Genomic DNA, 24,911 nt, shown 5'->3' with positions numbered 1-24,911 from the left:
CGAACTGGTCCGGGACGAAGGGGTGCAGGCGGTGGTGACCACGAACGGCACCACGGTGCTGCCCGCGGTGGCCGACTCCTGCGAGGTCCTTGGCATCCCCTGCGTGTCCACGGCGTTCCCCTGGCAGACCTACGTCCTCGACCGGGGCGCCGGGACCGCCCGCCCCTTCCGCTGGACGTACCACTTCGCCTGGGGCCTGGACGACATCGCGGCGGTCTTCGCCGAGATGTGGGAGCGCGTGGGCCCGCGGCGGACGGTCGGCTGCCTGTGGAACGACGGCCCGCAGGGCCGCTCCCTGCGCCACCCCCGCCACGGCTTCGCGCCCGTGGCGACCGCGCGCGGGCACTCCCTCGTCGACCCCGGCGGCTACCACGAGCCGGCCGCCGGCTTCGAGCAGCACATCCGCCGGTTCCAGGAGGCCGGGGCCGACGTCGTCACGAGCGCGGCCACCGTCGAGGACCTGGCGCTCTTCCACCGGCAGGCCCAGGAGGCCGGGCTGCGCCCACGGCTGATCACCTGCTCGCGGTGGCTGGCCCAGCCCCGCGAGAGCCCCGCCACGGACGGGCTGGCGAACACCCGCATCGCCACCCTCGTCTACTGGTCGCCGCGCCACCCCTTCCGCTCCTCCGTCGACGACACCACCGCGGCCGCGCTGGCCGGGGACTACCGGCGCAGCACGGGCAAACCCTGGCTCCAGCTGCTGGGCCCTGCGCACGCCCTGCTGGAGGTGGCCGCCCACGCCCTGGCCACGGCCGCCGACCCCACCGACCGCAGGGCGGTCGCCGAGGCCCTGGGCCGCACCCGGCTGGACACGGTCGCCGGGCCGCTCGACTTCACCTGCGGGCCCACGCCCAACGTGGCGCTGCTGCCGCTGATCGGCGGCCAGTGGCGCCCGGGCCCGGGCCGGCAGCCCGAGCTCGCGCTGGTCACCAACACTCGACTGCCGCGCGTCGCCCCTGACGCACAGCTCACGGTCGGCCTCTAGGCCGGGGCCGCCCGGGGCGCAGCGGGCCCGGCCGCCCCCGGTTCCGGGTCACGACGGCCCGGCCGGGGCGGGCCGCCTCAGACGACCGCGAGGACGATCTTTCCGGTGAGGTGGCCGTGCTCGCTGGCGCGCTGCGCCTCGGCGGCCTGGCTCAGCGGGTAGACGCGGTGGACGGGCAGCTGCAGGATGCCGGCCTCGTGCAGGGCGAGCGCCGCGCCCAGGGCGGTCGCGGTCTGGGCGCTCGGGCCGGAGCTGAAGCGCACGCCGTGGCGGCGGGCGCCCTCGGCGTCGGCGATGGTCACCACACGGTCGGGTCCGCCGGTCAGTTCGACCGACACCCCGACGGCGTCGCCCTTGCCGACGGCGTCCAGCGCCGCGTCCACCCCCTCCGGGGCGGCCTCCCGCACGCGGTCGGCGAGCCCCTCGCCGTAGGCGACGGGGATCGCGCCGAGGCCGCGCAGGTACTCGTGGTTGGACTCGCTGGCGGTGCCGATCACCCGGATGCCCCGGGCCCGCGCGAACTGCACCGCCAGCGTGCCCACTCCCCCGGCGGCACCGTGGACGATCAGCGTCTCCTCCTCGCTGAGCCGCAGCGCGTCCAGGGTGCGCCAGGCCGTCTCGGCCGCCACCGGCAGGGCCGCCCCCTCCTCCCAGGCCAGGGACAGCGGTTTGACAACGAGTTCGGCGGCCGACGCCAGGGCCTGCTCGGCATAGGCGCCGGTGACCGTGCGGCCGAGGACCGCGTCCCCGGCCCGCACCTCCGTCACCCCCTCGCCGACCGCCTCGACGAGACCGGACGCCTCCAGTCCGGGCACGTGCGGGAGGTCGAGGGGGAAGAGTTCGGCGAGGGCGCCGCTGCGGAGCTTGTGGTCGATCGGGTTGACCCCGGCGCAGCGGACGGCGACCCGGACCTGCCCCGGCCCGGGGGCGGGCAGGTCGGTGTCGACGAGCCGGAGCACGTCGGCGGGGCCGTAGGCATCGAAGGTGACGGCCTTGATCATGGTCATGGAATCACCATCATCGAAAACGGGGCGTTTCCGTGCCAGGCTGGCCGCGATGTCCCCGAATCCGGGCTTACGCGCGTTCTTCGGCGAGGTGTTTGACGCCTTCGAGGGTGGCCCGTATGCCGGTGCGCAGGTCGCCCAGGCGGGCCTGGATGATCTCCTCCTCCCGCTCCGGCTCACGGTCGATCGCCAGGTTGAGCCCGGAACGGGCGGGGCCGATGCGCCCGGAGTGGCTCAGCACGGTGCCGCCGTCGGCCGCCCGGAGCTCGAACGTCCAGGTGGCGAGCGGACGGGCGGGGTCGGCGGGCTCCTCCCCGTACCGGCCCTCCGGGTCGATGACCTCCCAGGCGAAGCGCTGCTCCGGCTCCAGCACGGCCACCCGCGAGACGGTGCGCCACTCCAGGCCCGCGACGGGGTGGCGGTTGTAGCCGGCGAACCGGGCGCCCGGCACCGGCCCGGTGGCGCCGTCCAGCCACTCGGTGCGCTGGAGTTCGGGGCTGAGCTCGGCGGGCAGGGCGATGTCGGTCACCAGCCGCCAGACGTCGGCGGGTGCCGCCTTGATGTGGATCTCTTCGTGGACACTCGGGCCGTCCGCGTACCGCATGGGGTCTCCTGCCTCCTGAGCATGACGCTTCGTCAGGATCAGTGTGCCTCCGACGGCCGTTCGGGGCTGTGGCGGGCGTCACCGCGGAAGAAGTCGACGAGGAGCATGTCGCGCAGGCCCGTACGGGCCTGCGGGGCGGGCCGCAGCGGGGAGACGCCGTGCAGGACGCGCCGGTCGTCCAGGACGATCGTCTCCAGGGGCGCGGTCAGCACCGTGCGGTGGAGGGGCCGGCGTCGCAGGTCGTACAGGCAGGACTCGGCGCCGCGCACGTTCTCGCGCCGGATCAGCACCTGGGCCACATAGCAGTGTCCGTCCCGGTGGATGCCCTCGGGGGTGGGGTGTCCCTCGGCCCCGGCGGTGGCCGTGATGCGGATCTGGTGGACGCCGCAGGTGTCGATGCCGGTGCGGGGGCCGGGCAGGCGGTCCCAGAGGGTGCGGACGACCGTGTGCAGGGCCGGGCCGTCCGCGACGGCGTCGTGCAGGGGGGCGAACATGCGGTCCACCCCGCCGTTCACGCTGTTCACGGAGCGTTCCTGGAAGAAGGCGGCGTGCGGCAGCCGCTCCAGGCGGTCGCCGAGGATGCGGAACCTGCCGTAGCGGCGGAAGCGGTAGGGGGCGGTGGCCGCGCCCGGGTGGGGGCCCGCGGTCAGGTGGGGGTCCGCGGGCAGGTCGTTCCAGGACTCGGTGAACCGGGTCACCGAACCCCGGGGTATCCCCGCGAGCGCCGAGGTGAGCAGGACGGGGGTGTGGTGCACGAAGGGGGGCGAGGGCCGGGAGGCGCACGCGGGGGTTCCGGGAGCGCTGAGGGGGGTCGCGGTCATGGTGTCCTTGCTTCCGTACAGACCTGGTGGGGAGAGCACCACCGGAGTGCACGACGAGCCGCTCCGCGCATGACGCATTCCCCCGTTCGAGCGTGCTGCGTGGCACCACCGTACCGGGCGGCCCGCGTTCGTCCAGGCGGGCCGCAACGCGTCGGGACCGCCGGTGAGTTCATGTGCTGTACACCGTCATCGGGGATCCTCGGGGGGTGAGTGCCGTCTTCGTCGTCTCGGTGCACGACGTCGCCCCCTGGAGCTTCACGGCCGGCCGCCGGTGGCTGGACGACCTGGACGCCCGGGGGGTGCCGGCGACGCTGCTGCTCGTGCCGGGCCCCTGGCGCGGCCCGCGGTTGCCGCAGGATGCGGCCCTGGTGCGGTGGCTGCACGACGCCCGCGGGCGCGGGCACGAGCTCGCGTTGCACGGCTACGCCCACCGGGCCGTGCCCGGCGGCCCCTTGCCGCGCCGGTGGGTGAACGCCGTGGTGGCGCGGGGGTGTGCCGAGTTCTGCGCGCTGGACGAACGGGCGGCGCACGACCGGCTGACGAGCGGGCTGGCCGCCCTGGCCTCGGTGGGCATCGTCCCGGAGGGCTTCACCCCGCCGGGGTGGCTCGCCTCGCCGGGGAGCGTGGCGGCGCTGCGCGGGCTGGGCCTGGAGTACACGACGAGCCACCTGGCGGTGCACGACCTGCGCACCGGCCACCGTCACCGCATGCCCGCGCTCTCCCACCGCCCGGGGGGCCTGGGCGAAGGGGCGGGCGCCCGGCTGATGCCGGCCGCGGCCCGCCGCTGGTCGGCGCGGGGCAAGTCGTTCCGTATCGCGCTGCACCCGGCGGACCTGGACCGTCCCGGGCTGCGGGAACGCGCCCTGGAGGCCGTCGACCTGGCCCTGGCGGCGGGGGCGCGTCCGTGCACGTACGCCGCGCTGGTCCGCGCGGCCCGGCGGGCCGCGGCGTGAGGATCGTGCAGCTGGCGGGCTTCTACGGGCCGGCCTCCGGCGGACTGCGCACCACGGTGGACGCCCTCGGCCGCGGCTATGCGGCCGCCGGGCACGAACGGGTGCTGATCGTGCCCGGCCGCCGGTACGGACGGCAGCACACCGCTGCCGACGGACTGCGGCTGACCGTACCCGGGGTTCCGGTGGGCGGCGGCTACCGACTGGTGCTCGCGCCGCCGGTGTTGCGCGGGCTGCGGGTGCTGCTGGGGCGGCTGGGACCGGACGTGGTGGAGGTGTCGGACAAGCTGACGTTCGTCGACGCCGCCCGTTGGGCCCGGGCGCGGGGTGTGCGCACGGTTCTGCTCTCGCACGAGCGGCTCGATGCGATCCTGGCGCCCCGGGTGCCGGCGGTGCTGCCGCTGGGCCGCGCGGCCGACGCGTGGAACCGCCGGCTGGCGGGGAGGTTCGACGCCGTGGTGGCGGCGTCGGTCTTTTCGTGTGCCGAGTTCGCACGGGTGGGAGCGCCGGCACTGCACCGGGTGCCGCTCGGCGTCGACCTGGAGGTCTTCCACCCGTCGGCGGGCGGAGGGGCGGGCGTGGCGGTGTACGGGGGCCGGCGCCCGGCGACGGGCGGAGGGGGCACGGGGCCGGCGGCGGCCAGAGAGGGCGCAGGCCCGGCGGCGGACGAGGGACGGGCGGCGGCCGGAGAAGGTGCAGGCCCGGCGGTGCACGAGGGACGGGCGGCGGCCGGAGAAGGTGCAGGCCCGGCGGCGGACGAAGGACGGGCGGCGGCCGGAGAAGGTGTGCAACCAGCGGCGCACAAGGGACGGGCGGCGCCGGCCGGAGAGGGTGCAGGCCCGGCGGCGGACGAAGGACGGGCGGCGGCCGGAGAAGGCGCAGGCCCGGCGGCGCACCGGGGGCGCCGCCCGGCAACGGCCGGCGAGGACGCGGAGGTCCGGCTGGTGTGCGTCGGGCGGCTGTCGGTGGAGAAGTGTCCGCAGGTGCCGGTGGAGACGCTGCGTGTCCTGCGGCGGTGGGGCGTGGCTGCGCGTCTGGACATGCTGGGCGACGGCCCGGAACGTTCGCGTCTGATACGGCGTGCCGCCGGGCTGCCCGTGTGTTTCCACGGTCACGTGGCCGATCGCCGGACCGTGGCCGCGATGACGGCGGCGGCGGACGTGGCGCTGGCTCCTTGTCCGGTCGAGGCGTTCGGCCTGTCGGTGCTGGAGGCGCTCGCCTGTGGGACGCCGGTCGTGACGGCGGATCGCGGGGCGGCGCCCGAGCTGTTGGCGCCGGGGGCGGGGCTGGCGGTGCCCGCGTCGGCGGAGGCGATGGCGGTCGCGGTGGTGAGCCTGCTGGCGCTGCCGTGGGAGCGCCGGCGGGCCGCGGCGCGGGCGAGGGCGGAGGAGTTCCCGTGGTGGAGGACGGTGGCCGGCCTGCTGGCGGTCCATGCGGGAACGGGTTGACGTGACGCCGTCTCACGGCGGCCGGCCGGCCCGTACATGCCGGGACCGGCCCGGTGCCCCGCTGGGCGGGGTGCCGGGCCGGTCCTGGAGGGGGTGCCTGCCGGCCGGATCAGGCGGCCGGGGTGACGGCTGCCGGGTCGGCCTTGCGGCCGGCCGGCGCCTCCTTCGGTGTGAGCAGCCGCTCGGCCAGCTCGCCGAAGACCAGGCCGAAGCCCGTCCACAGCACCAGCTCGACGGCCAGCGATGCCAGGCGGAACTGCCACAGGAGCGTGGCCGGGAAGCCTTCCGGCACATTGTCGCCGGCGGGCAGGAAGGCGTAGGCGAGTCCGATCGCCACCACCAGCGCGGCGCCCGCCGCGACCGTTGCGTGCCAGTTGCCCAGGCGCGGGGCGAGCCGCCGGCCGAGGATGACGGCGCCGACGGCGAGCAGCACGCTGAGGGCGATCATCAGGAAGAACAGGGCGGTGCGCTGGTCCAGCGTGTCCGGGTCACCCACCGCGGGCGGGTTCGCCGGGTACTTGAGGAACGGCACCAGGAAGACGGCCACGAACGCGCCGAGCGCGACCAGGGCTGCCGTTGCCCGGGGGCCGAAGCGGCCGATGCGGCCCAGGGCCACGCAGAAGGCCAGTGCGGCGATGCCGCCCAGGGCGACGCCGTAGACGAGGATGCCGGTGGCGAGGCCGCCGGTGGCCTGCATGGTCCGGCTGACCAGCTCCACGCCGCCGTCGCCGTGGTCGTGGCTGTGCGCCTCCTCGAAGGCGATGGCGGCGTCCACGTGGGGCTCGCCGAGCAGGTAGGCGGTGACCAGGGCGAGGGCGCCGGTGATCAGACCGGCCAGCATGCCCCGTACGAGCAGGGCTCTCACCGATACCGGGTTCACGAGGTTCACGAGCTCGATTCCTCCGGCTGTCAGTGGCAGGGGAAGCCGAGCAGGTGGCGGCCGTCGTGGACCCACTCGTGCACGTCCTCGCCGGCGATGAGCGAGGTGGCGCCCTGCTCGGCCCCCACGAAGTAGAGCAGGACGAGCATCAGGATGCCCACGAAGGCCGCCCAGGGGGCGATCTCCTTCAACGAGAGGGGAGCGACCTCGGGTATGGCGGTGGTGCTCGGGGCAGGGGCGGCGGACTGAGCCATGGTGGTACCTCCAGGGGAACAACGCGTCCCGGTCGTTGGTGCGGACGACGGTGCCGGGTCTGACTTCCTGCCGCCGCCCGTGGTGACCGGGTGACCGTCAGGTACACAGTGGCGCGACCGTGCCGGATTCGCACCGGCTTCCGAACGCACCGTCGTCATGTACACGCGACCGTACCGCCTGGCAGGTCAGGGCGCCATGGGCGTAGGGATGCGCACCCCCGGCGCACGCCCGCGCCCGTACCCGTGGTGTGCTGGGCCCTTCGGCGCGAGCGCCGTCCCCGGGGGAAGGAGAAGGACCATGACCGTGCGTGTGCTGATGATCTCGCCCGCGGCCGGCCCCGCCCTGCGGGCGGCGCGTTTCGACGACGACGCGCCGCTGGACGAGGCGGGGCTGCGCCGGGCCCGCGAGGCGGCCGGTGCGCTGCCGCGCGGCACGCGCGCGTACACCGCTCCGGCCAGGGGGTGCCGGGAGACGGCGACGGCCCTGGGCCTGGAAGCGGCCTGCGAGCCGGCCCTGCGGGACCTGGAGGTGGGCCGGTGGCGGGGCCGTTCGCTGGAGGAGGTCGCGGCCGCCGAACCGCAGGCGGTGGCGGCCTGGCTGACGGACCCCGGGGCGGCGCCGCACGGCGGTGAGCCGGTGACGGCCCTGATCGGCCGGGTGGGTGCGTGGCTGGACGGGCAGGCGGCCGCCACGGGGGGCCGGGTGCCGGTGGTGGCGGCCCCGGCGGTGATCCGGGCGGCGACGGTGCACGCGCTGCGGCTGCCGCCGGAGGTGTTCTGGCGCCTGGACGTCGCCCCGCTGACCCTGACCGAACTCACCGCCCGCGCGGGCCGCTGGAACCTCCGCTGCGGCCGCCCCCTGCAACCGCCCGCCCCGGCACCGGAACTGCACTGACCCGCCGAAGAGAAGAGCAACGGTGGGCCAGGGCACCGGCCAGGACCTGCCGACAGGCCGGGGTCAGGGGCGGACGTAGGGCCGGGTCATGATCTCCATGTTGTGACCGTCCGGATCGTCGAAGTACGCGCCGCGACCACCGAACAGGCGGTTGATGTGACCGGGATCGGTGTGGCCGGGGTCGGCGTAGTAGGTGACCCCGAGCGCCTCCAGACGGGCGATCATGTCGTCGAACTGCGCGTCCGGCACGAGGAACGCGTAGTGCTGCGACTGGATCGGCTCTTCGCGCTTCTCGTAGTAGTCGAGCGTCACGCCGTTGCCGAGGTCGACGGGCAGGAACGGCCCGAAGGGAGCGCCGACCTCCAGTCCCAGCACCACGGCCAGGAACTCGGCCGACAGCTGCCGGTCCCTGGCGTAGACGGCGGTGTGGTTCAACTGGACGGGGATTTCCGGCAGCTTGGATTCGTTCAGCATGGGGTGGTGTGTCTCCGGGTCTTGGATCCGCTGGGACGGGCGCCGCATACGGGCGCCGGGCAGGAAGACTCGAAGAGGGGGCGGGGCTCTTGCCCGCCTCGCGCTCACGCCGAGGCCGGGAGCCTCACTCGTGCATGGCCCATGGCCGACCCGGCAGTCACCCGGCAGACTTTAGCGATCATCGCGTGCCGAGGCAACGCCGTTCGCCGGTTGCGCTCGGGAAAGGGCCCGCGCGGATCGCGCGGGCCGCATTCGTCTTTCGGCGAGTGGACTTCAGGTTCCCCGGCGGTCGGATGCGCGGCGGATGGGCGTCACGCAGCCCACCATCCATCGGACTGAGCGTCGGATCTGAACAGGAAGTTAAAATCGCTGTCGTCCAGGACATTGAATGCGATCGAGGTCCACTCATTCGCTTTGGCGGTTGTGTACTGCCCCTGACAGAAAGGGCTCTCGTTTTTCGGATAGAAGCAGACCTTGACGTCTCGGGTGGTCTTGGGCTTGATGTTTATGTTTCCGCAGTTGCTCGTGGTCGTACCCATCCCCGTGCCGTACGCGCCGCTTTCCTTGTAGTAGGTGTGCGCATGGTCGAAGCAGCTCTTGAGCTGCTCCGGCCTCTGCGCACTTGCGTCGTCGGCGCCGGCGACGGAGGCACTCCCCATCAGACTTCCGGCCGCCAATGCCAGTCCGCTCATCACCGAGAGGAACCTGTGGTTCTTCAACACCTTGTCTCCGTTCTTCCGTGATGTCTTCGAGCTGTGGTGCCGCTTCTTCCGCCCCCGCGGCCAGAGCGCTCGCCGGCAGGCCTGACCGGATCGAGGCAGTCGTGCGCCGGCCGACCGGGACGGCGCCGACGGGTCGCTGCGGGGCGTCGGGGCAGGTCTCCCCGCCGCCTGCCGCGACCATCCGACCGCCCGCCACTCCCGTGGCCGCAGGAGCCTTCGTTGCCCGATCCTGGTCTGTCCTTCGACGGCTTTCCAGGGTTAGACTTTTTCGGGTAATTCCAGACCTGAGAAAAGTCCGGCCGCCGAAGGAAGGGCGCCAGATCGATGGATGCCGAGGCCCTGCGTCAGCTCCTGATATCCCGGCGAGAGATGATCAAGCCGGAGAGTCTGGGGTTCGGGCGGAGAGATCCAAGAGGCAGGAAGGCACCCGGGCTTTCCCAGGATCATATGGATCAACTTCTCATGCGATCCGCCGGGACGTACGGGAAACTGGAGCGCGGAGTCCTGGAGAACCCGTCGCACGCATACCTCAGAGGCGTCTCGGAAATTCTCGGGCTGACCGCACGGGAATGGCTGGCCTTCTACGCATTCGCACGGGGCGGGCAGCCGCCCGAGGCGCCCGTGGGGCTCCGTTCAGCGTCCGTGGCGGGCGACTGGCGGCAACTCCTCGCCGCCTTGCCGCTCATGGCATGCATCACAGACTCGGCATACAACGTCCTGGCCTACAACGCGGCGTTCTCCGAACTGTTCCCGCGGAAGCAGGTACCGCACAACACCCCGTACTGGATGCTGTTCAACGACGAGGCCAGGAGCGACGTACTCATCGACTGGGAAGACCGGTGGGCGCCGTTCCTGGTCGGAGGTCTGCGCATGGCCCTGGCCCTGCACGAGGGGGATCGCACACTCGCCTCCATGGGGGAACGCTGCCAAGCGGACCCGGTCCTCGGCAGAATGTACGGGAAGGGCATCAACTGCTACGCGTCCCCCAAGACAGCGGGAATGCCCATCCGGCACCCTGCGCGCGGCACAGGCACGGTTACCGCCCTTGTCAGCGAACTGCAATACGCTCCACGCATACGCCTTCACGTGTGGCTCTTCCATCCGGCAGGCCGTTCCGGGCCGGGGACCACGCCCCTCGGGTCGGTGGGCGACCGCGACCCCGCAGGTTTCTTCCCGCACCCTTGAGGGAGTTGGTCGCCGGGCAGGGGCGCCGTGCTGAGCGCGGCCGGCTCCGGTACAGGTGCGGGGCAAGAACGCGCCGCGGCCCCGCGGGGGCTGCCGGCGTGGCCGCGGCGCGCGGTGCCTACAGCTCCAACAGGGGCTCCAGAGAGCGCAGCTGCTGACGGATCTCGTCCAGGGGCGGGGTCCGGTCGCGCTCCAGGACGAGGTAGATGAAGATGCCGCCCTCGCGCAGCCGGGGCAGCGGCCGGATCATGTGCAATTCACCCTCCAGCGTGATCAGGATGTCTTCCACACTGTCCGGGGTATAGCCGAGAAGCTCCAGCGTGTACAGCTTGGCACGCATGACATCGCTGTCCCCGTAGGCGACTTTGTCCATGTCCAGCCCACTGCCGCGGTCCAACGCGCCCAGGACCCTGCGCTGCTGGAAATCGACTATCGCGACACCGGTGGCCCCGCCGATCGCCAACGCCCTCTCCAGGACATTCCCCACGATGTCCATCCGTGCACGACCTCCTTCCAGCAGGAACCCGGGAGGGCGCAGTGACGCCCAGGCTTCCAGCCTGCTCAGAGCATGCACGTTAGCGGAGATGACGCACATCACGCACCGTCCGGAGCCTCACTGCGCGTCGGCCCGCAGGACCTGCGTCCGGACACGATGCAGCGCAGCCCGCTTCGGGCGAGGAGCGGCTGAAAGCGACCCGGCGCCGGGCATACCCATGCACAATGAAGCCTCTTTGCCATCAGTCAACTGCCAGCGCACACAGAGGTCGTGGAAGCATGGGTTCGCACGAGACATACGAGAAGCTGATCGCTCTGCTCGATGAGCACGGTGCCGGGTACCGGACGATCGAGCACGAGCCCGAGGGCGGCACGGAGGCGGTGAGCCGGCTGCGGGGGCACGAGCTTCACCAAGCGGCCAAGTGCATCGTCGTGATGGTGAAGCTGGGCAAGAAGGTGACACGCTACGTGCTCGCCGTCGTTCCCGGTGACAAGCGAGTGGACCTGGCCGCGATCAAGGCCCTGCTCGGCGGAACCTACGTGGGGTTCGCCGCACAGGACGTCGCCGAACGGCTCTCGGGCTGTGCCAGCGGCACGATTCTGCCGTTCTCCTTCGACCAGCAGTTGGAACTCGTCGTCGACCCGGCACTGCTGGCGAACCCGGAGTTCTTCTTCAACGCAGCCCGTCTCGACCGGTCGCTCGCCCTGGCCACGCACGACTTCATCAAGATCGCCGAACCGCGCGTCGAGGCCATCGCGCTCGCCTGACCCACCCGGTGGCCGGTGCGAGGTTCACTGAGTGGTGGGGGTGAGCGCGACGCCACGCCGAGGCCGACGAGCACCGTCCGATCACCCTGTTCAGAAGGATCTGGCTGCGCAGCATCTTGGCGCGCAGCCGGTCGTTCGAGAAGAACGGCGCCGCCATGGCGAACCAGGCCAGGTGGGCCAGCGACATGAACAAGCCGTAGCCGATCTGGCGCCACAGCGCCGTGTCCTGATGGATGACCTGGGTGCCGGGCTTCGGGCGCGAAGGCTCACAGGGCCTTCACGGGCGGCCGGGAACGCTCCGGTCGACTGGTACGTCCCAGCCAGTGTGGCCCGAATGCGCACGGCGTCGCACGCCGTCCGCAGGGGGAGGGGGCGTACGGCATGGACGGCATGGACACCGCACCGCACAGGCCGCTGCTGGCCGGGCGGTACAGGCTGCTGGAACAGCTCGGGCAGGGAGGCATGGGCGTCGTCTGGCTCGCCCTGGACGAGGTCCTCGACCGCGAGGTCGCGGCCAAGGAGGTCCGGGCGCCGGAGCACATGAACGACGAGGACGTCCGGGTCCTGTACGCCCGCCTCAAGCAGGAGGCCCGGGCGGCCGCGCGCGTGACGCACCCGAACGTCATCACCGTGCACGACGTCGTCGAACAACAGGGCCGCCCCTGGATCGTGATGGAGCTGGTCCGCGGCCAGTCGCTCGACAAGGTGCTGCGGCAGGAGGGCGTGCTGCAGGTCAAGGAGGCCGCCAGGATCGGCGGCATGGTCCTGCAGGCACTGCGCGCCGCGCACGCCGTCGGGGTGCTGCACCGCGACGTCAAACCCGCCAACGTCCTCATACAGGACGGCGGCCGCGTCGTCCTCACGGACTTCGGCATCGCCGTCATCGAGGGGGCGGGCACCCTCACCCGGACCGGTGACCTGGTCGGATCTGCCGAATACCTCGCACCGGAACGGGCGATGGGCCGCCGCCCCGGCATCCCCTCGGACCTCTGGTCGCTGGGCACCCTGCTCTACGTGGCCGTCGAAGGCGTCTCGCCCTTCCGGCGCGGGGACGCACTCAGCACCCTGCGGGCCGTCGTCGACGACGATCCCGCCCCGGTCCGGCGTGCCGGGCTGCTGACCCCGCTGCTGGAGGGGCTGCTGCGCAAGGACCCGGAGGCCCGCATGGGTTCGGCCGAGGCCGAGCAGCTGCTGGAGGCGATCGCGAGCGGCCGGCTCACGGAGGAGCCCACCGGCTACGTCCGCACCACCGTCGACGAGCAGCTGCGGAACCCGGGCGCGACACCCGCCCCCGTGACGGTGCCGGACACGCCGACGCCCGAGTCGAGCCCGCCGACCCCCGTGTCGTCGCCCTCGCCGTTCTTCTCGTCCACGCCACCGCCCCCGTCTCCGTCCCCCTCCCTCTCCACGTCCCTGTTCGCTCCCTTCCAGCCGGGTTCCGGGCCCGATGGGGAGCCGCTGCCGGCCGGCGTGCCGGTGGGCCTGCAGCAGGGCGGCCTGGCGACACCCATCGTCGGGCCGGGCACGGGGACTCCGTCGCCGGTGGGGCATCCGCTGCGCCCGGTGCCGGGCCCCGGCCCGGACCGGGGTCCGGGTCCTCGGCGGGCGGCCTGGGTCGTGGCGGCCGTGGTGGCCCTGCTCCTGCTCGTGGGAGGGGTGGCCGTCCTGGTCGCACTGCGCAACACCGAGGGTTCCGGGTCACCGGGCGGCGACCCCACGGAGACCGCGGGCCCCCAGCGGACGGGCGACGCCACGGCCCCCGCGACCGGCGGCCCCACCGCGGGTCCGACGGGCAACGCGACGGCTCCCGCCCCGCCCCCGCCGGACTCGGAGGAGAAGAGCCCGACTCCGACCTCCACCTGCAACGGCGGCTGGGTGTACTCCTGCTAGCACCAGCGAACGGAAAGCGTCGGAACCGAGACAACCGGCTATCGGGGGGTGTGCGCTGTGAAGCGCGAACGGATGCGTATCGTCTCGCTGCTGGCCGTCTCCGCCCTGCTCGGCGGGACGGCGGTGTCGGGCTGCTCCAGCGGAACGAACAAGGTGGCCAAGAAGATCGTCCTGGAGGCCGCGGGAGTGATCGCTCCCGGTGCGTTCATACCGGCGCCCGACGCCGACCTCAAGGGCGTCAAGGCCGTCCCGGTCAGCGGAGGCAAGGGCGGCAACGGGCCCCTGGGCGGCATCCGGGGCCGGACGCGCTGCGACAAGGCCAAGCTGGTCGCCGAGCTCACCCGCGACCGGGTGAAGGGGACGGCGTGGGCGAAGATCCGTAAGATCCCCTTCGAAAAGATCGCGGAGTTCGTGCAGGGCCTGAGCGAGGGCTTCGTGCTCCAGGACACCCTGGTCCGGAACCACAACTACAAAGGCGACGGCGTGACCGAGTCCTACCTGTCCGTCGTGCAGGCGGGCACCGCGCTGCTCTTCGACGACTTCCGCAACCCCGTCGTCAAGTGCAACTGCGGCAATCCCCTGCTGCAGCCGGAGAGGAACATCGACCGCCAGGCGTCCACCTACACCGGTGACCACTGGGAGGCGTTCCAGAACTCGCAGGTCACGGTCGTCGCGCCGCAGCCCCTGGAGGAGGGTCCGCTCAAGGCCCTGCCGCTCGTCGACCCCTTCCAGCCCGGCACGGGGTTCGACCGCCCGGTGGGCGGCGACGGCTCGAACGACAGCCCGACCCGTCCCGTGCCGACACCGACGCTGCCGGCCCCGACCCGGTCCGGCTCGACAGGTTCCCCGGGCACGCCGGCGCCGTCCGGGACGAAGTCCGGAACGCCGTCCGGCTCCGCTCCCCCGCCGCCCACCCCGACCGGCCCGACGACGGGGGGCAGCGTCACGTCCCGCCCGCCGACCGGCGTGCCGTCCACCCCGTCCCGCACCACGCCGCCGCCGAGGACGGGCGCGCCCACGCTCACGCACAAGCCGCAACCCACACCGACTCGTCCGGCACCGGCGACGAAGCAGCCGACCGGTCCCACGGCCCCCGTGGCCCCGCCCCGGACGGCCTCGGCGCCGGCCCCCGTCCATACGACGGCGGCCGCCTCCCGTCCCCCGAAGACGGCTGCCCCACCACCCGAACGCAGCCTGGCCCCGCCCCCGAAGACGGCCGCCCCGCCGGTGGAACGCACCGTGGCCCCGCCCCCGAAGACCGCCGCACCGCCGGTGGAACGCACCGTGGCCCCGCCCCCGAAGACCGCCGCACCGCCGGCTGCTACGGCGCCGGCGGCATCCGGTCGGACCGCCGGGTCGTAACCGCTGCCGAACGGTGTCACGATGCCAGGACGGGGCCTCGGCCCTCGTCCTGGCGAGCGTTCGCGTTACTCGCCGGAACCCCAGTCGTTCTTGTCCGTGTATGTCTCAGGGTGGAGCGGAGGGCGGGGGCGGTGACGCGATCTACTGATGCCTACTACCGGCAGCATGTCATGCCGTACTACCGGGCGTTCGGATCACGCTTCGGGTATACGGCGCTGCTCGGCCGGACACGCCACTTCGGCTGGTACGAACCCGGGGACTCCCCCTGGAGGTTCACGGCGGCCATGCGGCGCATGGAGGTCGTCGCGGCACGCAAGCTGGCCCTGCCGCCCGCGTCCTCGGTGCTCGATGCCGGGTGCGGGGTCGGTGACACGGCGCGCACGGTCGCGCGGGTGAGCGGGGCCTACGTCACCGGGATCGACGGGATCGAGCCGGACGTCGCCATCGCGCGGCAGCGGTCGGCCCGTGCGGGCGAGCCGGGCCGGCGGACGCGTTTCCTCCGGGCCAACTACCACGCCCTCCCGTTCGCCGACGCCAGCTTCGACGGCGTCTACACCATGGAGTCCTTCGTCCACTCCCCCAACCCCCCGCAGGGGCTCGCCGAGTTCTTCCGCGTCCTGCGTCCCGGCGGGAAGCTGGTGATGTTCGAGTATTCGAGCACCCCGCGGGCCGAGCTGTCGCCGCGGGCGCGCAGCGCGCTGGTCCGCGTCTGTGAGCTCTCCGGCATGCCGGGGATGCTCACGATGACCCACGGGGAGCTGGAGCGGCTCCTCCGGCAGACCGGATTCGTCGTCGAGCCGACGTACGACGCCACGGAGAAGACCCTGCCCATGCTGTGGTCCTTCTCGGCGCTGGGCAGGCTTCCCTACACGCTCGCGTGCGGCGTGGGCCGCGGCGACAGCCTGGTCAACGCGATGTCGGCGGTGGAGATGTACCGGCACCAGGACACGTGGCGGTACACCATCTGCACCGCCACCAAGCCGTGATCCTTTGCCGTCGCCCGGGCGGCCGCTACGTGGTGAGCGTCGCCGCCCGGGCCCGGTCGAAGTGCCGCGTCGTCACCTCGTACGTGGGGCTGGCGTACAGCCCTTGGGCCCGTTTGGCCGGGTCCGGGTGCGGGTTGCGGTAGAGCTGCTCCGCCAGGTCGCGCAGCTCCAGCATGGCCGGGATCGCGCCCTGCAACGCCGTCGGTTCCCCGGTGAAGGCCCGCTCCAGCACGCACAACAGCCACGCGTACGCCTCGTTGAACCGGTCGGCGGCCAGGCGCACCCCGCTGCCGGGCGGATAGTCGGCGGCCTTCGCGGCCGGGTCGATGGGGTAGGCGTCGCTCCAGCGGACGTCGACGGCCGGGCCCGTCGGCCCGGAGGCCGGGGTGTCGTGCGGGCCGTAGCTGCGCTGCCGCCGGATCTCGTCGAAACGGAAGTAGTGCGCGGGCTCGCGGGCCTCGCCGAACAGCGCGTCGTCGGAGTCGAAGACCGTGCCGCTGACGCCCTCGCCCTCCTCGGTGATCACACGCAGGGCCAGGAGCGCGGAGTCGAGGTCCGTGACGGTGAGGACCTCGCCGCCCGAGTTGTAGAAGTCCCGCGGCCCCACCTGCAGGGCGGGGTCGCCGCAGAACAGCTCGCGCTCGCCCAGTTCGTCCGCGAGGCGCAGCAGCCCCTCGCGGATGGTGTTGTAGAACTGTCCGATCGACGTCCAGCCGCCGTCGTCGGCCACGGAGGGGTGCCCGGGCGGCTCGGCCACGTAGTCGGGGCGCTCGATGTACAGGAACGTGTCCAGCGCCTCCGGACCGAAGTGACGCAGGGCGACGGGGACCTTCTCCTTGCTGAAGGGCAGCACGGCCGGATAGCCGGTGACGAACCGGGGGTCCGCCACGCAGGGCGTGCCGCCGACGGCGTTGAGGAGGTTGGCCACGAGCGTCATGTGCAGCATCTCTTCCAGCACCACGCCCCGGATGGCGTAGAAGGCGTGCCGGTTGGTGCCGGGCCGCAGCGTGTACATCGCCGTCAGGTAGGGCGGGATGGTGAGGTGTTCGAGGGCCAGTGCGGCCTGCAGGAAGAGGTGCAGGTCGGCGCGGTCGCGCGGTACCCGGAACGGTGGCTCCCGGAGCACGGTGGGCTCGGTCATGACTGTCCTTCCTGCTGCGGGATCGCGACGGCCGTCCGCGGCGCGGGGGCGGACCGGAGGGTGTAGGGCCGGTGCAGCTCCGTCAGGTCGCGGTGGATCTGCTCACAGCTGCGCAGGGCCATGGCCGCCATCGTGAGCGAGGGGTTGGCGGTGCCCATCGAGGGCATGCTGCCGCAGCCGACGGCGTAGAGCGTGGGGTGGTCCCAGGTGCGCTGCCACTGGTCGACCACGGAGGTGGCGGGGTCGTCGCCCATGACGTGCGTCCCCGCGCCGTGGCCCGCGCCCTGGAAGACGAAGTCGCGGTCCTCGAAGCGGAACCAGCCGGCCGAGAAGGGGCCGGGGGCGTAGCTGGTGTGGTCCTCGGCGCCGATCAGCCGGAAGATCTGGTCGGAGACGTCCTTGGCGGTGGCGATGCCGCGCTTGACCCGGTCGGAGAGGTCGTAGGTGATGACGGGCCGGAGGTTGCCGAGCCGGTCGCGGTGGGCGGGGTCGAGGGTGACGCGGTTGCGGCTCTCGGCGTCCTGCTCCACGGCGAACTGCAGGGTGAACTGGCGGCCGACGGTGCGGCCCAGCTCCTCGCGCAGCCGCGGCCCGAACAGGCCCTTGCCGCGCGGCTGTGCCGAGCCGCCCCCCATGCCCAGCAGCCGGGCGACGTCGCTGCCGGGGGATCCGGCCGACCAGGTCCAGCCCCAGTTGGCGATCTCGATGCGGAAGGGGGCGCGGTCCCGTCGGGCGGGTCCGGTGCGGAAGTTCTCCAGGCCGGAGGTGGAGCCGGGGCCGCGGAAGGGGCCCACCGGGTGGTCGAACAGGCCCCAGGTGAGCAGCGTGGGGTGGTCCATGAGGTTGCGGCCCACCTGGTCGCTGCTGTTGGCGAGGCCCGAGGCGAGCAGCAGCCGGGCGTTCTCGATCGAGTGGGCGGCGAGGACGACGATGTCCGCCTCGGCGGTGCGGGTGGTGTGCACGGGGGCGGCGGGGTCGTCGTACTGCTGGTACTCGACGCCGTAGACGTGGCCGTTGCCGTTGGCCAGGACCCGGCTGACGACGGCGTGCGTGACGAGCGTGACGCGCCGGCTCCAGGTGGTCTGGGTCTTGAGGGGGTTGTACTTCGCCTGGACGGGACAGATGGGCACGCAGGAGGAGTTGCCGACGCAGCGCTCGCCGTAGTTGGGCAGCCCGGCCGCACCGTCGGGGCGGTGGCCGCGGCCCTCGTCGTACTGCTCGTTGGGCGTGCTGTTGCGGGCGGCCGGGGTGGTGACCACGCGCAGGAAGGTCTCCTCGGCACCGGGAGCCTCCCGGACCGGCTTCCCGTCGAGGCGGGCGGCGAGCACCCGGTCGAGGTAGGTGGGGGGCACCGGGTGCATCGGGTAGACGTAGCCGGGCGGGTAGGGCGTGCCGGCGGCCTCTTCCTGCTCCGCGGCGTCCCCGGCGGCGCCCATCATGCGCTCGGCGGTGCGGTAGTGGCTCTCCAGGTCGGCGTAGCCGATGGGCCAGTCACGGCCGTAGCCGTAGGCGCTGCGGACCGTGAAGTCCTCGGGCTGCATGCGGGGCACGAGGCCCATCCAGTGCAGGGCGCTGCCGCCGGTGGTGCGCAGGTAGTCGCTGCTGTAGGGGAGGGCGCCGTTCTGGACGAAGTAGCCGTTCGCCCGGAAGCCGCCCTCGGGCAGGCCCTGGACGTCGATGACGTCCGGGGAGGGGGCGGCGGCGTTGGGCCGGTAGGGTGCGTTGGGCACCTTGGCGAGGGCCGCGTAGTAGGTGTTCATCGCGTCGAGGGTGCCCGGCCAGGTGTCCAGGGTGCGGGTGCCGGCTTCCAGGACGAGGACGCGCCAGCCCTGGTCGCCCAGTTGCTTGGCGACCAGGGAGCCGGCGAGTCCGGCGCCGGCGACGATCACGTCGTAGCGGTCCGTCGTGGGCTGCGGTGCGGTGCTCATGCGGCGTCCTCCGTCTGCCGGAGGGCGTCGGGGGCCGGTGCGCCGGCCGGCGGTTCGGACCAGCTGCCGTGGCCCGGGGCCTTGGCGCCCGGCGGGTGGGCGTCGAACGTCCGCCAGGCCAGGCCCTCGGTCCAGGACTCGGGCGAGACGACGAACGCGACGTTGGCCCGTTCCCGGCCGAGGGCCGCGTGGACGGAGCGGGACAGCTGCGGCCAGACGCCGAGGTACCACAGGTGGGTGATGGCGCGGGCGATGTCGCGCGAGGTCTCGTCGACGAGGCCGTCGGGGTCGCCCCCGGCGGCGTTCAGGTCGTCGATGAAGCGGCCCACGGCTTCCCTGCCCACCTGTTCGACGGTGGTGTCGTGGTAGAGGCGGACCATGCCGGTGCCGCGCAGCTCGAACTCGTCGAAACCGGTGAGGCGTACGGAGAGGTCGACGAACCCCGGGTACTCCGGCGGTACTTCGGTGCGCTCGGGCGGCGGTGCTGACTGCTCGGGATCCATCGGGGCTCCCCCATTCGTGAGACTGCCGCATTTCTACCGGAGAGTCCGCAATGGGAGAAGTGTTTTATGAACACCCGTCACCTGCAAGGATAGCGGTGTGGGGCACGGGTGTTCGCAGCAGGCGTTCGCCTAGCGTTGCACGAGGTCACTGGGGTCGGTGTTGGCGCCGCAGACGACCACGGCGACGGTCTCGCCCGCGGCGGGGACGCAGGCCCCGCCGCCCTCGGGGAGGAGGGCCGCGAGTGCGGTGGCACCGGCGTGCTCGACGGCCAGCCGGCGGTCGTCCCAGAGCAGATGGCGGGCGCGGACGATCGCGTCGTCGGGGACGAGCACGGACGTCACGCCGTCGTCCTGTGCGGCGGCCAGGGCCGCCCGCGACACGCGCCGGGCCCCGAGCGCGTCGGCCGCGACGGAGTCGACGTCCACGTCCACCACGCGCCCGCTCCGCAACGCGGCGTTGAGCGCACGGCAGTTCGCGGGCTCGACCGCGACGGTCCGCACGCCGTGGTGGCGGGCGGCCGTGGCCACTCCGGCGAAGAGCCCGCCGCCGCCGACCGCGACGACGACCGTGTCCAGGCCGGGCACGCGCTCGCGGATCTCGTCGACGAGGGTGCCGGCCCCGGCCGCGATCAGCGGGTGGTCGTAGGCGTGGCTGGCCAGCGCGCCGGTGGAGGCGGCGAACTCCTCGCAGGCGGCCAGGGCCTGGGCGTACTCGGTGCCGACCAGGCGCACGTCGGCGCCGTAGCCGCGCAGCTTGGCGACCTTGACGTGGGGGGCGTTCTCGGGCAGGAAGACGGTGGCGCGGACGCCCTCCTGACGCGCGGACCAGGCGCAGGCCAGCCCGGCGTTGCCGCCGGAGGCGATGGTCACCCCGGCCTCCGGCAGGGTGCCGGCCTCGCGGTGGGCGGCGAGGAAGTTGTAGGCGCCGCGGGCCTTGAACGAGCCGGTGTGCTGCATCTGTTCGAGCGCGAGCCAGACGCCGCTGCCGGCAGGGGTGACGGTGACGGGCCGGATGTGCCCGGCGACGCGGCCGGCGGCACGCTTGACGTCGTCGTAGGTGAGAAGGGACACGACAGGGCTCCTTCGGGGGGGCGGCCGGCGGACGGGCGGCCGGCACGCAAGATCGTTTACCGGTGTCCCCTACCCCTGCCGGAGGGTGTTCAGCCCGCGGGAGCGTTTTCGGCCTGCCGGGACCCGCCGGGACGGGGTCGACCCGCCACGGCGTGGTCCAGCAGCACCCGTGCCGCCTCCCGCGCGTGCCGCGCGGGTTCGGCGCTGCCGGAGAGGGCGGCCGTCGTGATCGCGCCCTCGGCGAGCAGCATCAGCGGGTCCGTCAGGGCGGCGGGTACGCCCGCGGCGTCGACGAGACCCGCCACGTACCGCCGGAAGGCGTCCTTGTGCGCCCGGGCCAGCGCGGCCACCGCCGGAGACGTCCCGCCCAGCTCCCCGAAGGAGTTGACGAACGCGCACCCCCGGAAGTCCGGCTCCGCGAACCACCGGCCGAGCCGGTCGTAGACCGCCAGCACGCGACCGGGGCCGGGCGGCACGGCCTCGACGTGGCGCGCCAGCGCCCCGCGCCACCGTTCGCCCCTGCGCCGCAGGTACGCCTCCACGAGCGCGTCCTTGGACGGGAAGAGCTGGTAGAGGCGCTTGAGGGACACCCCGGAGGCGCCGCGGATCGCATCCATGCCCACCGCCTGCAGCCCGCGGGCGTAGAACAGCTCGCCGGCCGCGTCGAGCACCCGGTCCTCGACGCTCTCCGCTGCTGCCGGTGACGGCGTCATACCACTCCTCCTCGAACGGGCCCTTGCGGGAGAACCATCGTTCTCCTACGCTACCGCACAGCACGGAGAACGACCGTTCTCCGCGGATCCGTACCGGACCAGGGGAGAGTCATGCCCGAGAGCAAGCCGCCGTTCCCGCCGTTCACCGCCGAGACCGCCCTGCAGAAGGTGCGGGCCGCCGAGGACGCCTGGAACAGCCGGGACCCCGAGCGCGTCGCCCTCGGCTACACCGAGGACTCCCAGTGGCGCAACCGCGACGTGTTCCTGACCGGCCGCGCCGAGATCGTGGCGTTCCTCCGCGAGAAGTGGGAGCGCGAGCTCGACTACCGGCTGCACAAGGAGCTGTGGGCGTGGAGCGGGAACCGCATCGCCGTGCGCTTCGTGTACGAGTGGCACGACGCGGCCGGCCGGTGGTTCCGCAGCCACGGCAACGAGAACTGGGAGTTCGCCGCGAACGGGCTGATGAGCCGGCGCTGGGCCAGCATCAACGACGTGCCCATCAGCGAGCGGGAGCGGTGTGTCCGTCCGTGGCGGGAGGAGTCATCCGCAGCGGCGTGAGCTGCTCGATGTCGTAGCGCTCGCGCAGCTTGGCCACGGCCTCCACGTCAACCTGCGGGCCGGAGTTGAGGATGTCGAAGAGCTCCTCGAAGTACCGCTCGTGGTCCGGCGGCGGCGACGCCTGGAAGAACATCCGGGCGGGGTCCCCCGTCGGGTTGGCGAAGGCGTGCGGGCAGCCCGCCGGTACGACGATCACCGTGCCGGCCTTCGCCCGGACGCACCGCTGGCCCGAGGGGGACTCCCACTCCCGCCAGCTGTCGCGGGTGCGGATGCGCGGCTCGAAGGCGAGCACGTCGAGCTCGCCCTCCAGCACGTAGAAGAGCTCCTCGCTGCGGGTGTGCAGATGGGCGCCGACGTCGAAGCCGGGCGGTACGACCACTTCGAAGCTGGAGGCGGCCCGCGAATGCTCCCCGGTCACCTTGAAGGTCACCTGCTGGGCCGGGGTGACGAGGGTCCGCCCCCCGCCGGGGGGCACGACCAGGCCGTCGGGTGCGCTGAGCAACGTCATGGGCGGGGCCTTTCGGAGCGGCCGGACGGCCTGGCGGCCGGGCCGGCGGTCACCAGGTGACGGGCAGGTTCTCCGGGCCCCGGATCAGTGCGCTGCGCTGCCAGCGGATCTTCTCCACCGGATCGGCCAGGCGCAGGTCCGGGAAGCGCTCCAGGAGGGTGGAGAGGATGACCTCGGACTCCAGCCGGGCCAGCATCGACCCCAGGCAGAAGTGCGGGCCGTGCCCGAACGACAGGTGCGGGTTGTGCGTGCGGTCGAAGTCCAGCTCGTCCGGACGCTCGAAGACGGCCGGGTCCCGGTTGGCCGTGAGGTAGGAGGAGTGCACGACCTCCCCGGCCCGGATCAGCACCCCGCCGACCTCGACGTCCTCGGTGGCGATGCGGGCCAGGCCGACGGCGTTGCGGTGCGGGATGAAGCGCAGCAGCTCCTCGATCGCCTGGGGCAGCAGCTCGGGTTCGGCGCGCAGCCGCGCCAGCTGGCGGGGGTGCGTGAGCAGTGCGTAGACCATGTTGGCGCTGTTGTTGCGCACGGCGTGGGCGGCGCTGGCCTGGATCAGCAGCGCGATGGCGACGGCCTCCTCCAGGCTGAGCTCGCCGCGGACGGTGGCCTCGGCGAGGTGGCCGATGAGGTCGTCGCCGGGGTCGGGGCGCCGCTGCTCCAGCAGTTCGGTGAAGTAGCCCGCCATGCCCGTCTTGGCGCGCTCGCTCTCCTCCCGGCCGTAGCCGGCCGACAGGAGGATGTTGGTCCACTCCGCCATGCGCGGCCGCTCGTGCTCCGGGACGCCCATGACGTCGCTGATCACGGCGAGCGGCAGCGGGCCGTGCAGGTGCTCCATCAGGTCTGCGGGCGGCCCCTCCTCCTCCATCTCGTCGAGGAGCTGGTCGGCCGCACGCTGCGCCGAGGGGCGCAGCCGTTCGAGGCTGCGGGTGGTGAAGGCGCGGGCCACGGCCTTGCGCAGCCTGGTGTGCTCGGGCGGGTCGGCGAAGCCCACCGCCTCGTCGAGCGGGATGAAGTGCGGGGCCAGCCGGGTGATCGGGCGGCCGAGGACCGCCTGGCGGCTGAACCGGGGGTCGGAGGTGACGAACTTGACGTCGTCGTACCGGGTCACGAACCAGGCGTGGCCCTCCCCGTTCGGCAGCTTGACCCGGGAGACCGGCTCGTCGCGCAGCTGCGCGGCCATGAAGGGGTCGAAGTCCAGGCCCCGCAGGTCCTTCACGTCCCAGAAACGTACGGGGAACTGCTCTGATACGGCTTCCGTCGTCGTCATCGGCTGCACACCCACCCTGCCTTTGAGCGCTTCTGTCCCACAGCCAAGCTCCCCCCAAAAGCACCCCGGCAGCGTGCCGTGCCGGGGATTTCACTCATCCGGCGCAGCGCGTGGACGTGTGCGCCGCTCGTTCGCCTGACGCGCGGGCGTGGCGGCGCGGGTCGTGCGCGCCGGGCGCCCGAGGCTGAGCCGCGTGCGTGGACTACGGCGGGGCAGGGCCCGCGAGGGTGCGGTGCTGCGGCGGGTGCTGGCCGCCCTGCTGGCGGCGGCGGTGGTACCGGCGGTCACCGGCGTCACGGACGCCCGGGGCCAGGGGGCGGGGCGGGCCCCGGCGTCGCCGATCGTGGCGGCCGACCAGGCGACGCGCGCCGTGTACGTGCTCGACGCGGCCCAGGCGCAGTGGGACGCCGAGGGCGACGACCCGGGGGTGCTCTGGTCGTGGAGCGCGGACGGCCGGGAGGGCCTGGCGGACCTGCGGACCGACGCGTCGTGGACGAACCCGAGCGAGGTGAAGTCCCGGGAGCTGGGCGGCCGGCGCTATCTGCTGGTCACGGCCTCCGGCGGGCTGGCCGCCGTGGTGGGCTACCCGGACCGGTCGGTGTACTGGGCGGCCGACACCGGCCCGGGCAACGCCCACAGCATCGAGCTGCTGCCCGACGGCAACGTGGCCGTGGCCGCCAGCACCGGCGGGTACGTACGCCTGTACACCGCGTCGGCGGGCCCGCGGGCCACCGGGCACGTGCAGGTCCCGCTGACCGGGGCCCACGGGGTGCACTGGGATCCGCGGACGCGACTGCTGTGGGCCCTGGGCAACCGGCAGCTCGTCGCGATGGAGGTGGGCGGGGAGCCGGAGGACCCGGAGCTCACGGTGGTGCGGGAGGTGACGCTGCCAAGCCGCGGCGGGCACGACCTGGCGCCCGTCCTCGGCAGCCGGGGACGGCTGTGGGTGACCACCGCCTCGGCGGTGTACCAGTACGCGACGGACGAGCGGGAGTTCGTGTCGTACCCGCTGCAGGGGCGGATCAGCGGCCCGGGCGTCAAGAGCATCGGCGACGACCCGAGGACCGGCCAGGTGCTGGTTGCCCGGCCCGAGCCGGGCAACCCCTGCACCTGGTGCACCGCCACGCTGTATCTGTACCGGCCCGACGGGACGCGGACGCTGCTGCGCGGCGGGGTGTACAAGGCCCGCTGGTGGAGCACCGACCGCGGCCGCTGAGCTCCCCCGGGCGACCGCCGGGACCTAGCGGGAGACCGCGGGCGGCGCCTCCTGCAGGCGGGCCCGTACGTCGGCGGCCGCCCCGGCGCTGTCGGGCACCTGCTCCCACAGCGCGAGCAGGGCGGGCGCCAGCCGGGACGCCCGTTCGCCGCTGTGCTGCCAGCAGTAGTGGGCCCGTTTGAGGGCGGCGAGCGCCTCGGTGTCGTCCGGGCCGCCCCGGGCCAGGTGCTGGGAGGCGGCCGACATCCACAGCTCGGCGGCGCGCGGGTGGTCGCCGGCCAGC

The 24,911-nt window shown here is 73.2% G+C and carries 26 protein-coding genes and 1 pseudogene; 11 read left to right on the top strand and 16 right to left on the bottom strand.

Features of this window, described 5'->3' with window-relative positions; translation table 11 throughout:
* Positions 1-985, top strand: a 985-nt coding sequence (locus LE181_RS28320; protein ID WP_225664355.1) for an ABC transporter substrate-binding protein, incomplete at its 5' end; no start/stop codon positions are given.
* Between the two features lie 77 nt (positions 986-1,062).
* On the opposite strand, the gene LE181_RS28315 is transcribed toward LE181_RS28320, so the two are convergent.
* From LE181_RS28315 to LE181_RS28305, 3 genes are all read right to left on the bottom strand, one after another.
* Entirely contained in the window at positions 1,063-1,986 is a 924-nt protein-coding gene (locus LE181_RS28315) for an NADP-dependent oxidoreductase (protein ID WP_225664358.1), read from the bottom strand.
* 73 nt (positions 1,987-2,059) lie between these two features.
* Positions 2,060-2,593 carry an SRPBCC family protein gene (locus LE181_RS28310; RefSeq protein WP_225664354.1) on the bottom strand — a complete coding sequence of 178 codons (534 nt, stop codon included), beginning with the start codon at positions 2,591-2,593 and terminating at the stop codon, positions 2,060-2,062.
* 38 nt (positions 2,594-2,631) lie between these two features.
* The gene (locus tag LE181_RS28305) at positions 2,632-3,414 is read right to left on the bottom strand and encodes a 2OG-Fe dioxygenase family protein (protein WP_225664353.1); all 783 of its coding nucleotides are present in this window, start codon (positions 3,412-3,414) and stop codon (positions 2,632-2,634) included.
* Positions 3,415-3,620: 206 nt separating this feature from the next.
* Here LE181_RS28305 and LE181_RS32345 point away from each other — a divergent pair, with 206 nt between their 5' ends.
* Both LE181_RS32345 and LE181_RS32340 read left to right on the top strand, forming a co-directional pair.
* Positions 3,621-4,367, top strand: coding sequence for a DUF2334 domain-containing protein (locus LE181_RS32345; RefSeq protein ID WP_308103531.1), 747 nt, complete (start codon positions 3,621-3,623; stop codon positions 4,365-4,367).
* Positions 4,364-5,812 carry a glycosyltransferase gene (locus LE181_RS32340; protein WP_308103530.1) on the top strand — a complete coding sequence of 483 codons (1,449 nt, stop codon included), beginning with the start codon at positions 4,364-4,366 and terminating at the stop codon, positions 5,810-5,812. The genes LE181_RS32345 and LE181_RS32340 overlap by 4 nt, the downstream gene beginning before the upstream one ends.
* A 109-nt stretch (positions 5,813-5,921) precedes the next feature.
* Here LE181_RS32340 and LE181_RS28285 read toward each other — a convergent pair whose 3' ends face one another.
* Both LE181_RS28285 and LE181_RS28280 read right to left on the bottom strand, forming a co-directional pair.
* The gene (locus LE181_RS28285) at positions 5,922-6,692 is read right to left on the bottom strand and encodes a CbtA family protein (RefSeq protein ID WP_225664356.1); all 771 of its coding nucleotides are present in this window, start codon (positions 6,690-6,692) and stop codon (positions 5,922-5,924) included.
* A gap of 29 nt (positions 6,693-6,721) precedes the next feature.
* Positions 6,722-6,946, bottom strand: a complete 225-nt coding sequence (locus LE181_RS28280) for a CbtB domain-containing protein (RefSeq protein ID WP_225664352.1) — start codon at positions 6,944-6,946, stop codon at positions 6,722-6,724.
* 298 nt (positions 6,947-7,244) lie between these two features.
* On the opposite strand from LE181_RS28280, the gene LE181_RS28275 reads away from it, so the two are divergent.
* The gene (locus LE181_RS28275; protein WP_225664351.1) at positions 7,245-7,841 is read left to right on the top strand and encodes a histidine phosphatase family protein; all 597 of its coding nucleotides are present in this window, start codon (positions 7,245-7,247) and stop codon (positions 7,839-7,841) included.
* 63 nt (positions 7,842-7,904) lie between these two features.
* On the opposite strand, the gene LE181_RS28270 is transcribed toward LE181_RS28275, so the two are convergent.
* Together LE181_RS28270 and LE181_RS28265 are read right to left on the bottom strand one after the other, a co-directional pair.
* Positions 7,905-8,315, bottom strand: a complete 411-nt coding sequence (locus LE181_RS28270; RefSeq protein ID WP_225664350.1) for a VOC family protein — start codon at positions 8,313-8,315, stop codon at positions 7,905-7,907.
* A 311-nt stretch (positions 8,316-8,626) separates the two neighbouring features.
* Positions 8,627-9,037: a hypothetical protein gene (locus LE181_RS28265; protein WP_225664349.1), complete on the bottom strand. Its 411-nt coding sequence runs from the start codon at positions 9,035-9,037 to the stop codon at positions 8,627-8,629.
* A 324-nt stretch (positions 9,038-9,361) separates the two neighbouring features.
* Between LE181_RS28265 and LE181_RS28260 the strand changes: the two genes are divergently transcribed.
* A complete protein-coding gene (locus LE181_RS28260; protein WP_225664348.1) occupies positions 9,362-10,222 on the top strand; it encodes an MmyB family transcriptional regulator in 861 nt (286 codons plus the stop codon).
* A gap of 118 nt (positions 10,223-10,340) precedes the next feature.
* Here the strand turns inward: LE181_RS28260 and LE181_RS28255 are convergent, their stop codons facing one another.
* Positions 10,341-10,718 (bottom strand): hypothetical protein, encoded by a 378-nt coding sequence (locus LE181_RS28255; RefSeq protein WP_225664347.1) that lies wholly within the window; start codon positions 10,716-10,718, stop codon positions 10,341-10,343.
* Positions 10,719-10,996: 278 nt separating this feature from the next.
* On the opposite strand from LE181_RS28255, the gene LE181_RS28250 reads away from it, so the two are divergent.
* From LE181_RS28250 to LE181_RS28230, 4 genes are all read left to right on the top strand, one after another.
* Positions 10,997-11,485 (top strand): YbaK/EbsC family protein, encoded by a 489-nt coding sequence (locus LE181_RS28250; protein ID WP_225664346.1) that lies wholly within the window; start codon positions 10,997-10,999, stop codon positions 11,483-11,485.
* A gap of 381 nt (positions 11,486-11,866) precedes the next feature.
* On the top strand, positions 11,867-13,375 hold the full coding sequence (locus tag LE181_RS28240) for a serine/threonine-protein kinase (protein WP_225664345.1): 1,509 nt from the start codon (positions 11,867-11,869) through the stop codon (positions 13,373-13,375).
* Between the two features lie 72 nt (positions 13,376-13,447).
* Entirely contained in the window at positions 13,448-14,737 is a 1,290-nt protein-coding gene (locus tag LE181_RS28235; protein ID WP_225664344.1) for a DUF6777 domain-containing protein, read from the top strand.
* A 131-nt stretch (positions 14,738-14,868) separates the two neighbouring features.
* Positions 14,869-15,723: a class I SAM-dependent methyltransferase gene (locus LE181_RS28230; protein WP_225664343.1), complete on the top strand. Its 855-nt coding sequence runs from the start codon at positions 14,869-14,871 to the stop codon at positions 15,721-15,723.
* Between the two features lie 25 nt (positions 15,724-15,748).
* Here the strand turns inward: LE181_RS28230 and LE181_RS28225 are convergent, their stop codons facing one another.
* From LE181_RS28225 to LE181_RS28205, 5 genes are all read right to left on the bottom strand, one after another.
* Positions 15,749-16,864 carry a ferritin-like domain-containing protein gene (locus tag LE181_RS28225; RefSeq protein ID WP_225664342.1) on the bottom strand — a complete coding sequence of 372 codons (1,116 nt, stop codon included), beginning with the start codon at positions 16,862-16,864 and terminating at the stop codon, positions 15,749-15,751.
* Positions 16,861-18,792 carry a GMC family oxidoreductase gene (locus tag LE181_RS28220; RefSeq protein ID WP_225664341.1) on the bottom strand — a complete coding sequence of 644 codons (1,932 nt, stop codon included), beginning with the start codon at positions 18,790-18,792 and terminating at the stop codon, positions 16,861-16,863. The genes LE181_RS28225 and LE181_RS28220 overlap by 4 nt, the downstream gene beginning before the upstream one ends.
* Complete coding sequence (locus tag LE181_RS28215; protein WP_225664340.1) at positions 18,789-19,295, bottom strand: hypothetical protein; 507 nt, start codon at positions 19,293-19,295, stop codon at positions 18,789-18,791. Before LE181_RS28215 ends, LE181_RS28220 begins: the two co-directional genes overlap by 4 nt.
* A gap of 129 nt (positions 19,296-19,424) precedes the next feature.
* Positions 19,425-20,366, bottom strand: a complete 942-nt coding sequence (locus LE181_RS28210) for a serine/threonine dehydratase (RefSeq protein WP_225664339.1) — start codon at positions 20,364-20,366, stop codon at positions 19,425-19,427.
* An 89-nt stretch (positions 20,367-20,455) separates the two neighbouring features.
* On the bottom strand, positions 20,456-21,079 hold the full coding sequence (locus LE181_RS28205) for a TetR/AcrR family transcriptional regulator (protein ID WP_225664338.1): 624 nt from the start codon (positions 21,077-21,079) through the stop codon (positions 20,456-20,458).
* 111 nt (positions 21,080-21,190) lie between these two features.
* Between LE181_RS28205 and LE181_RS28200 the strand changes: the two genes are divergently transcribed.
* A complete protein-coding gene (locus LE181_RS28200; RefSeq protein ID WP_225664337.1) occupies positions 21,191-21,637 on the top strand; it encodes a nuclear transport factor 2 family protein in 447 nt (148 codons plus the stop codon).
* Here the strand turns inward: LE181_RS28200 and LE181_RS28195 are convergent.
* Positions 21,579-22,145 (bottom strand): cupin domain-containing protein, encoded by a 567-nt coding sequence (locus LE181_RS28195; protein WP_225664336.1) that lies wholly within the window; start codon positions 22,143-22,145, stop codon positions 21,579-21,581. The genes LE181_RS28200 and LE181_RS28195 overlap by 59 nt on opposite strands.
* A 49-nt stretch (positions 22,146-22,194) precedes the next feature.
* Positions 22,195-23,412, bottom strand: coding sequence for a cytochrome P450 (locus tag LE181_RS28190; RefSeq protein WP_225664335.1), 1,218 nt, complete (start codon positions 23,410-23,412; stop codon positions 22,195-22,197).
* 193 nt (positions 23,413-23,605) lie between these two features.
* Between LE181_RS28190 and LE181_RS28185 the strand changes: the two genes are divergently transcribed.
* On the top strand, positions 23,606-24,628 hold the full coding sequence (locus LE181_RS28185; RefSeq protein WP_225664334.1) for a DUF6528 family protein: 1,023 nt from the start codon (positions 23,606-23,608) through the stop codon (positions 24,626-24,628).
* Positions 24,629-24,652: 24 nt separating this feature from the next.
* On the opposite strand, the pseudogene LE181_RS28180 reads toward LE181_RS28185, so the two are convergent.
* A pseudogene (locus tag LE181_RS28180) lies at positions 24,653-24,911 on the bottom strand (hypothetical protein); the annotation flags it as partial.

This window comes from Streptomyces sichuanensis (assembly GCF_020328095.1).
GTDB classification, from domain to species: domain Bacteria; phylum Actinomycetota; class Actinomycetes; order Streptomycetales; family Streptomycetaceae; genus Streptomyces; species Streptomyces cinnamoneus.
The sequence above is the reverse complement of the archived record's forward strand: the minus strand, read 5'-3'. Positions and strand labels throughout refer to the sequence as shown.

Bases quoted from the DNA above. Each gene is read 5' to 3' on its own strand.
- LE181_RS28315 (WP_225664358.1), bottom strand. From the start codon at position 1,986: ATGATCAAGGCCGTCACCTTCGATGCCTACGGCCCCGCCGACGTGCTC.
- LE181_RS28310 (WP_225664354.1), bottom strand. From the start codon at position 2,593: ATGCGGTACGCGGACGGCCCGAGTGTCCACGAAGAGATCCACATCAAG.
- LE181_RS28305 (WP_225664353.1), bottom strand. From the start codon at position 3,414: ATGACCGCGACCCCCCTCAGCGCTCCCGGAACCCCCGCGTGCGCCTCC.
- LE181_RS28280 (WP_225664352.1), bottom strand. From the start codon at position 6,946: ATGGCTCAGTCCGCCGCCCCTGCCCCGAGCACCACCGCCATACCCGAG.
- LE181_RS28275 (WP_225664351.1), top strand. From the start codon at position 7,245: ATGACCGTGCGTGTGCTGATGATCTCGCCCGCGGCCGGCCCCGCCCTG.
- LE181_RS28270 (WP_225664350.1), bottom strand. From the start codon at position 8,315: ATGCTGAACGAATCCAAGCTGCCGGAAATCCCCGTCCAGTTGAACCAC.
- LE181_RS28260 (WP_225664348.1), top strand. From the start codon at position 9,362: ATGGATGCCGAGGCCCTGCGTCAGCTCCTGATATCCCGGCGAGAGATG.
- LE181_RS28255 (WP_225664347.1), bottom strand. From the start codon at position 10,718: ATGGACATCGTGGGGAATGTCCTGGAGAGGGCGTTGGCGATCGGCGGG.
- LE181_RS28250 (WP_225664346.1), top strand. From the start codon at position 10,997: ATGGGTTCGCACGAGACATACGAGAAGCTGATCGCTCTGCTCGATGAG.
- LE181_RS28240 (WP_225664345.1), top strand. From the start codon at position 11,867: ATGGACGGCATGGACACCGCACCGCACAGGCCGCTGCTGGCCGGGCGG.
- LE181_RS28235 (WP_225664344.1), top strand. From the start codon at position 13,448: ATGCGTATCGTCTCGCTGCTGGCCGTCTCCGCCCTGCTCGGCGGGACG.
- LE181_RS28225 (WP_225664342.1), bottom strand. From the start codon at position 16,864: ATGACCGAGCCCACCGTGCTCCGGGAGCCACCGTTCCGGGTACCGCGC.
- LE181_RS28220 (WP_225664341.1), bottom strand. From the start codon at position 18,792: ATGAGCACCGCACCGCAGCCCACGACGGACCGCTACGACGTGATCGTC.
- LE181_RS28215 (WP_225664340.1), bottom strand. From the start codon at position 19,295: ATGGATCCCGAGCAGTCAGCACCGCCGCCCGAGCGCACCGAAGTACCG.
- LE181_RS28205 (WP_225664338.1), bottom strand. From the start codon at position 21,079: ATGACGCCGTCACCGGCAGCAGCGGAGAGCGTCGAGGACCGGGTGCTC.
- LE181_RS28200 (WP_225664337.1), top strand. From the start codon at position 21,191: ATGCCCGAGAGCAAGCCGCCGTTCCCGCCGTTCACCGCCGAGACCGCC.
- LE181_RS28195 (WP_225664336.1), bottom strand. From the start codon at position 22,145: ATGACGTTGCTCAGCGCACCCGACGGCCTGGTCGTGCCCCCCGGCGGG.
- LE181_RS28190 (WP_225664335.1), bottom strand. From the start codon at position 23,412: ATGACGACGACGGAAGCCGTATCAGAGCAGTTCCCCGTACGTTTCTGG.